At 72.4% G+C, this 5,983-nt stretch carries 5 protein-coding genes; 4 read left to right on the top strand and 1 reads right to left on the bottom strand.

What is annotated here, in order from left to right; translation table 11 throughout:
- The coding region (locus tag KN815_RS35170) for an IclR family transcriptional regulator (RefSeq protein WP_253209429.1) at window positions 1–860 on the bottom strand (860 nt) is incomplete at its 3' end.
- An 80-nt stretch (window positions 861–940) separates the two neighbouring features.
- Between KN815_RS35170 and KN815_RS35165 the strand changes: the two genes are divergently transcribed.
- The 4 genes from KN815_RS35165 (at window position 941) to KN815_RS35150 (ending at window position 5,958) form a co-directional block, all read left to right on the top strand.
- Window positions 941–2,122, top strand: coding sequence for a 4-hydroxybenzoate 3-monooxygenase (locus tag KN815_RS35165; protein ID WP_216345905.1), 1,182 nt, complete (start codon window positions 941–943; stop codon window positions 2,120–2,122).
- 23 nt (window positions 2,123–2,145) lie between these two features.
- Window positions 2,146–2,958: an IclR family transcriptional regulator gene (locus tag KN815_RS35160; protein ID WP_216345904.1), complete on the top strand. Its 813-nt coding sequence runs from the start codon at window positions 2,146–2,148 to the stop codon at window positions 2,956–2,958.
- A gap of 107 nt (window positions 2,959–3,065) precedes the next feature.
- Window positions 3,066–4,517 (top strand): MFS transporter, encoded by a 1,452-nt coding sequence (locus KN815_RS35155; RefSeq protein WP_216345903.1) that lies wholly within the window; start codon window positions 3,066–3,068, stop codon window positions 4,515–4,517.
- A 43-nt stretch (window positions 4,518–4,560) separates the two neighbouring features.
- Window positions 4,561–5,958: an FAD-dependent oxidoreductase gene (locus KN815_RS35150; protein WP_216345902.1), complete on the top strand. Its 1,398-nt coding sequence runs from the start codon at window positions 4,561–4,563 to the stop codon at window positions 5,956–5,958.
- Window positions 5,959–5,983: the final 25 nt, after the last annotated feature.

Genomic DNA, 5,983 nt, shown 5'->3' with positions numbered 1-5,983 from the left:
CACGCGCGCGCGGCGGCGGGGCGTGGCCGCTCCCGACCGACCGCGGCCGCCAAGGCCGCCTCCATCGCCGGGACTTCCGCGTCCAGCGGCCCCAGCACCGCCGCCCGCAGCGAGTCCACGTCATGGCGGCTGGTGTGGCTGACCACGTTGACCGCGCAGGCGGTACGGCCCGAGGCGGCCCGTACCGGAACGGACACCGCCACCAGGCCCGGCTCGATGAGCTGGTCGTCGGCGGCCCAGCCGTCGCGGGCGGCCTCCTTGACGCGGGCCTCGAAGTCGCCGCCCAAGGCGGGCCGGTGGCGCGGCGGGACGGCGGGGAAGGAGGTGTCCAGGGGGTCCTCGGCGCTGCGGGCGCGCCAGGCGGCCCAGCCGGATCCGGACCACTCGGCGGCGAAGAGCGCACCGGGGGAACAGCGCTCGGCGGGCAGCAGATCGCCGATGCGGAAGGCGAGGGACATGGTGCGGCGGCGGGTCGTCTGGACGACGAAGCGCACCCCGTCGCCGTCGGGGACGGCGACCGAGACCGACTCGTCGAGCCCGTCCGCGAGCCGCTCGGCGAACGGGCCGAGCGCGGCAGGCAGTCCGCTGGCCTCTAGATACGCGTTGCCCAGCTCCATCAGCCGGACCGACAGGCCGATGTCGCGTCCGTCGAGCGTCACATATCCGAGCTGTTCGAGGGTGCCCACCACGCGGTCGACCACGGACCGGGCGAGCCCCGTGCCGCGGACGAGATCGCCGGGGCGGACCGTCGTCCGCCCCTCGTGCGCGGCCAGCCGGGTCAGCTCGCGCAGCACGGCGAGGCCGCGCTCGAGAGGCCCGACGGGGCCATTGACAGGTGGTGGCACCGGGCTGAGACTCATCACCAGCCGATTATGAACGAAGCTTCACTCAGCGAACAAGTGCTGAGTCGCTTGAACCACCACAGCGAGGGGACAATGTGATGCGCACGACCGTCGGCATCATCGGCGGCGGGCCCGCCGGGCTGCTGCTCGCCCGTCTGCTGCACCGCGCCGGGATCGACTGCGTGGTGCTGGAGAGCCGGGACCGGGCGTATGCCGAGCGGCGCCAGCGGGCCGGGATCCTGGAGCAGGGCACCGTGGATGTGCTGCGGGAGTGCGGCGCCGGCGGGCGTCTGGACCGCGAGGGGCTGCTCCACGAGGGCATCGAGCTGCGCTTCGAGGGCCGCGCCCACCGCGTGGACTTCCCCTCCGCCACCGGCGGCAAGTCGGTGATGGTCTACGCCCAGACCGAGATCGTCAAGGATCTGATCGCGCTTCAGGTCGACGAGCCGGGCGGTCCCCCGCTGCTGTTCGAGGCCGAGGCGCTGGCCATCGAGAAGCCGGACTCCGCCGCGCCCGTCATCCGCTTCCACCACCAAGGCCGCGAGCAGACCCTGAGCTGCGACTACGTGGCGGGCTGCGACGGCTTCCACGGCATCGCCCGGCGCGCGATCCCCGCCGACCGGATCCGCACCTTCGAGCACACCTACCCCTACTCCTGGCTCGGTGTGCTGGCCGATGTGGCGCCGTCCTGCGAGGAGTTGATCTACGCACGCCATCGGCGCGGCTTCGCCCTGCACAGCATGCGCTCCCCCCAGGTCTCCCGGCTCTACCTCCAGGTGCCGAACGACACCGATCCGGCCGACTGGTCCCATGAGCGGATCTGGGACGAGCTGTCCGCCCGCTTCGCGCTCGACGGGGACTGGACGCTGGAGCGCGGCCCGATCACCGCCACCTCGCTCACTCCGATGCGCAGCTTCGTCCAGGAGCCGATGCGCCACGGGCGGCTCTTCCTGGCGGGCGACGCGGCACATATCGTGCCGCCCACCGGCGCCAAGGGGCTCAATCTGGCCGTCAGCGACGTGATCACGCTGGCCCGCGCCCTGATCCACCACCAGGAGACCGGCTCGGCCGAGCTGCTGGACGGCTATTCGCAGACCTGTCTGCGCCGGGTGTGGCAGGCCGAGCGGTTCTCGTACTTCATGACGGACACGCTCCACCGCCGCCCGGACGAGAGCCCGTTCGAGGACCGGGTGCGGCTCGCGCGACTGGAACGCATCGCCTCCTCCCCCACCGCCTCCGCCGAACTCGCCGAGAACTACGTCGGCCTCCCGCTGTCATGACGGTCCCGGGCCCGTTCACCCCCATGAGCCCACCGGGCCCCCGCGCCCCCGGCGGCCCGGACGCGGGCCGCTCGGTCGCGGGCCGGATGCTGGCGGTCCTCGACGCGTTCGACGCCTCGCACCGCTCGCTGTCCCTCACCGCCCTCGCCCGGCGCGCCGGACTGCCGCTGGCCACCGCGCACCGGCTGGTCGCCTCGCTGACCCGCTGGGGTGCCCTGGAGCGCGACGCCACCGGGGCGTACCACATCGGGCTGCGGCTGTGGGAAGTGGCGACGCTCTCCCCGCGCGGGGTCGGGGTGCGCGAGGCGGCGCTGCCGTTCATGGAGGACCTGTACGAGGCCACCCACGAGAACGTCCAGCTCGCCGTGCGGGACGGCCTGGAGGTGGTCTATGTCGAGCTGATCTCGGGACATTCGGCGGTCCAGGTGCGCACCCGGGTCGGCAGCCGCTGGCCGCTGCACGCGACCGGCGTCGGTCTGGTGCTGCTCGCGTACGGGCCGCCACGGCTGTACGAGCGGGTGTGCTCCCGCCCGCTGCGCCGCTACACCGAGCTGACCATCCAGGACCCGCACCGGCTGCGGGCCGCCCTCGCCGAGGTGCGGCGCACCGGGATCGCGGTCAGCGACCGGCAGATCACCATGGACGGGCTGTCCATCGCCGCCCCGGTGCGCGGACCGCGCGGGGAGGTGGTGGCCTCGCTGTCGGTGGTGGTGCCGGCCGCGGAGGGGCGGGCCCCGGGGCTGATCCCGGCCGTACGGGTCGCCGCCCACGGCATCTCCCGTACCCTCGCCGCGGCCCTGGGGCAAGAGCCCGTCGCGGAGGCTTCCGGTCGATGAAAGACCCCGGAGCGCGCCTTGCCGCGGCCGATATCCGGCCACATCCTGTGTGGCACATACCGCGCTGCCGAGCCTGAACGCCCAGGCCCGAAGGGGGACATGGAGACATGCCCGAAGTGACCGCAGAGCCCACCGCGCAGGGGCGGGAGACGCCCGGGGGCGGCTGGCAGCCGTACCACACCCTGTGGGCCATGCTGCTGGGCGGCTGGCTCTTCTCGTACGCCGACCGCACCATCACCGGCCCGGTCGTCACCTGGCTGATCGAGCACGACCACGCCATGCTGGGCTCCGCCGGCCATCCGCACGCGCTCGGCGGCCTGATCGGCAGCCTCTTCTTCGCGGGCTACATGCTGACCCAGTTCCCCGGCGGCTATCTCGGCGACCGCTTCGGGCACCGCACCATGCTCGCGGTCTCGCTGCTGTGGGCGGGCGTCGCGACCCTCGCCAGCGGCCTGATGACCGGGCTGATCGCCTTCGTCGTACTGCGGGTGCTCACCGGCCTCGGCGAGGGCGTCTTCTACTCCAACGACCGCTCGCTGATCGCCCAGCGCACCCCGCCCGCCAAGGCCGGTCTGGGCATGGGCGTCGCCATCACCGGACTGGCCATCGGGCTGACGGTCGCGACCATCAGCGCGCCGTATCTGATCGACTGGGGCGGGGAGGTGCTCGGCGAGGAGGACGCCTGGCGGATGCCGTTCCTGATGCTGGGCGGTGCGACGCTGGCGTTCGGCTGGGTCACCGCGGTCTATATGCGCCGCATCGGCGGTCCGCTCAAGGCCACCGGCTCCACCCTGCGGCTGCTGGGGATCTCGGCGGTGCTGTGCGCCGCGGTCATGGCGGTCTACCTGATCGCCGACGGGGCGGGGATGCCGAGCTGGGGCGTGGCCGTCCTGGAGTGCGTGCTGGCGTTCCTGCTCATCGGGGCGATCTTCGCCCGGCGGAGCGGCAAACTGGGCTCGGTCTCCCGGAACCGCAATGTGCTGCTGCTCAGCTTCGCCTTTATCGCGGTCATGTGGAATCTGTGGTTCTTCAGCTTCTGGTCGGTGTCGATCGTCGCGGACGCCGCCCACAGCTCGTTCCAGAACGCCGCGCTGGTGGCCACCTTCAACGCGGGCGCGGGCATCCTCGGCTTCCCGGCCGGGGGGCGGCTCTCGGACCGGGCGAAGGCCCGGGGGTGGGGGCGGCGGCCGCTGCTGATCGCGTTCACCGTGGTCCAGGGCGTGCTGGTGCTGGTGTTCGCCGCCTATTTGCAGGCCAGTGAGAAGCCCTCCCTCTGGGTGATGTCCATCCTGCTCTTCGTGACCAGCCTGTTCTTCAACGCGCTCCAGCCGATGGCGCACGCGCTGCTCAACGATGTGGTCGACGCGGCCGAACGCGGCGCGGCCTTCGGCCTGTTCAACCTGGTCGGGGAGATCGGCGCGGTGGTCAGCCCGGCCCTCAGCGGCACCCTCTTCGACCACTACGGAAGCTGGACGCACGCGGTCTATATCGACGGCGCGCTGATGCTCGCCAGCGCGGGGCTGTATGTGCTGATCCGGGAGGACACCTCGCGCGCATAGGTTGGTCCCCTAAAGCCGGACATCCAGTGGCGGAGGGGTATACATGGCGGCGGCACGACGCATGGTGGTCATCGGGGGCGACGCGGCGGGCATGTCCGCCGCGTCGCGGGCGCGCAGGCTCAAGAGCCGGAGCGAGCTGGAGATCCTCGCCTTCGAGCGCGGCGGGTTCACCTCGTACTCGGCCTGCGGCATCCCCTACTGGGTCGGCGGGGTGGTGGGTGGCCCCGACGAGCTGATCGCCCGTACGCCCGAGACCCACCAGGGCCGCGGGATCGACGTACGGACGCACACCGAGGTCGTCGAGATCGATCTGGCCGGGCAGCGGGTCCTGGCCCGGGACGTCGACCCGCGAGGTGCGGGCGACGAGCGCTGGCACGGCTTCGACGACCTGGTCATCGCGACCGGCGCCCGGCCGCGCCGCCCCGACATGCCCGGGATCGACGCCCCCGGCGTCCACGGGGTGCAGACCCTGGACCACGGGCGGGCGCTGCTGGAGACCCTGGAGTCCACCCGGGTCGAGCGCGCGGTCGTGATCGGCGCCGGATACATCGGGGTGGAGATGGCCGAGGCGCTCATCCAGCGCGGCTGCCAGGTCACCGTCCTGGAGCGCGGCGAACAGCCCATGTCCACGCTCGACCCCGACATGGGGCGGCTGGTGCGCGACGCGATGACGGGACTCGGCATCGACACCGTGACCGGCGCCGAGGTCACCGAGGTGATCACCGGCGAGGACGGCCGGGTGCGGGCCGTGGCCACCAAGGTCAGCGAATACCCCGCCGACCTCGTGATCCTGGGCCTCGGAGTGGCCCCCGAGACCGGGCTCGCCCGGGAGGCGGGGCTGCCGGTGGGCCCTTACGGCGGGCTGCTGACCGATCTGGCCATGCGGGTGCGCGGTTACGACAACATCTGGGCGGGCGGCGACTGTGTCGAGGTCCTCGACCTGGTCTCCGGCCGCACCCGGCACATTCCGCTGGGCACCCACGCCAATAAGCACGGGCAGGTCATCGGCGCCAATGTGGGCGGCGACTACGCGACCTTCCCCGGTGTCGTCGGCACGGCGGTCAGCAAGGTCTGCGATCTGGAGATCGCCCGCACCGGACTGCTGGAGGCCGAAGCCCACGCCGTGGGGCTGAAGTTCGAGGCGGTCACCATCGAGTCGACCAGCCGGGCCGGGTACTACCCCGACAGCCGGCCGATGACGGTGAAGATGCTCGCCGAACACCGCACCGGACGCCTGCTCGGCACCCAGATCGTCGGCCGAGAGGGCGCGGGCAAGCGGGTCGACATCGCGGCGGTCGCGCTCACCGCCCGGATGACGGTGGAGCAGATGACCGCGCTGGACCTGGGCTACGCCCCGCCGTTCTCCCCGGTATGGGACCCGGTACTGGTGGCAGCACGCAAGGCGGCGGCAACCGTGAAATCAGGTCCGTCCGGCGCTTGAGAAGCTGAAACCAGCCCCTCCGGCA

The sequence above is a fragment of the Streptomyces niphimycinicus genome, from assembly GCF_018883605.1.
Classification (GTDB): domain Bacteria; phylum Actinomycetota; class Actinomycetes; order Streptomycetales; family Streptomycetaceae; genus Streptomyces; species Streptomyces niphimycinicus.
The sequence above is the reverse complement of the archived record's forward strand: the minus strand, read 5'-3'. Positions and strand labels throughout refer to the sequence as shown.

Excerpts from the sequence above, each read along its gene's own strand:
- KN815_RS35155 (WP_216345903.1), top strand. The coding sequence starts at position 3,066 with ATGCCCGAAGTGACCGCAGAGCCCACCGCGCAGGGGCGGGAGACGCCC.
- KN815_RS35150 (WP_216345902.1), top strand. The coding sequence starts at position 4,561 with ATGGCGGCGGCACGACGCATGGTGGTCATCGGGGGCGACGCGGCGGGC.
- KN815_RS35160 (WP_216345904.1), top strand. The coding sequence starts at position 2,146 with ATGAGCCCACCGGGCCCCCGCGCCCCCGGCGGCCCGGACGCGGGCCGC.
- KN815_RS35165 (WP_216345905.1), top strand. The coding sequence starts at position 941 with ATGCGCACGACCGTCGGCATCATCGGCGGCGGGCCCGCCGGGCTGCTG.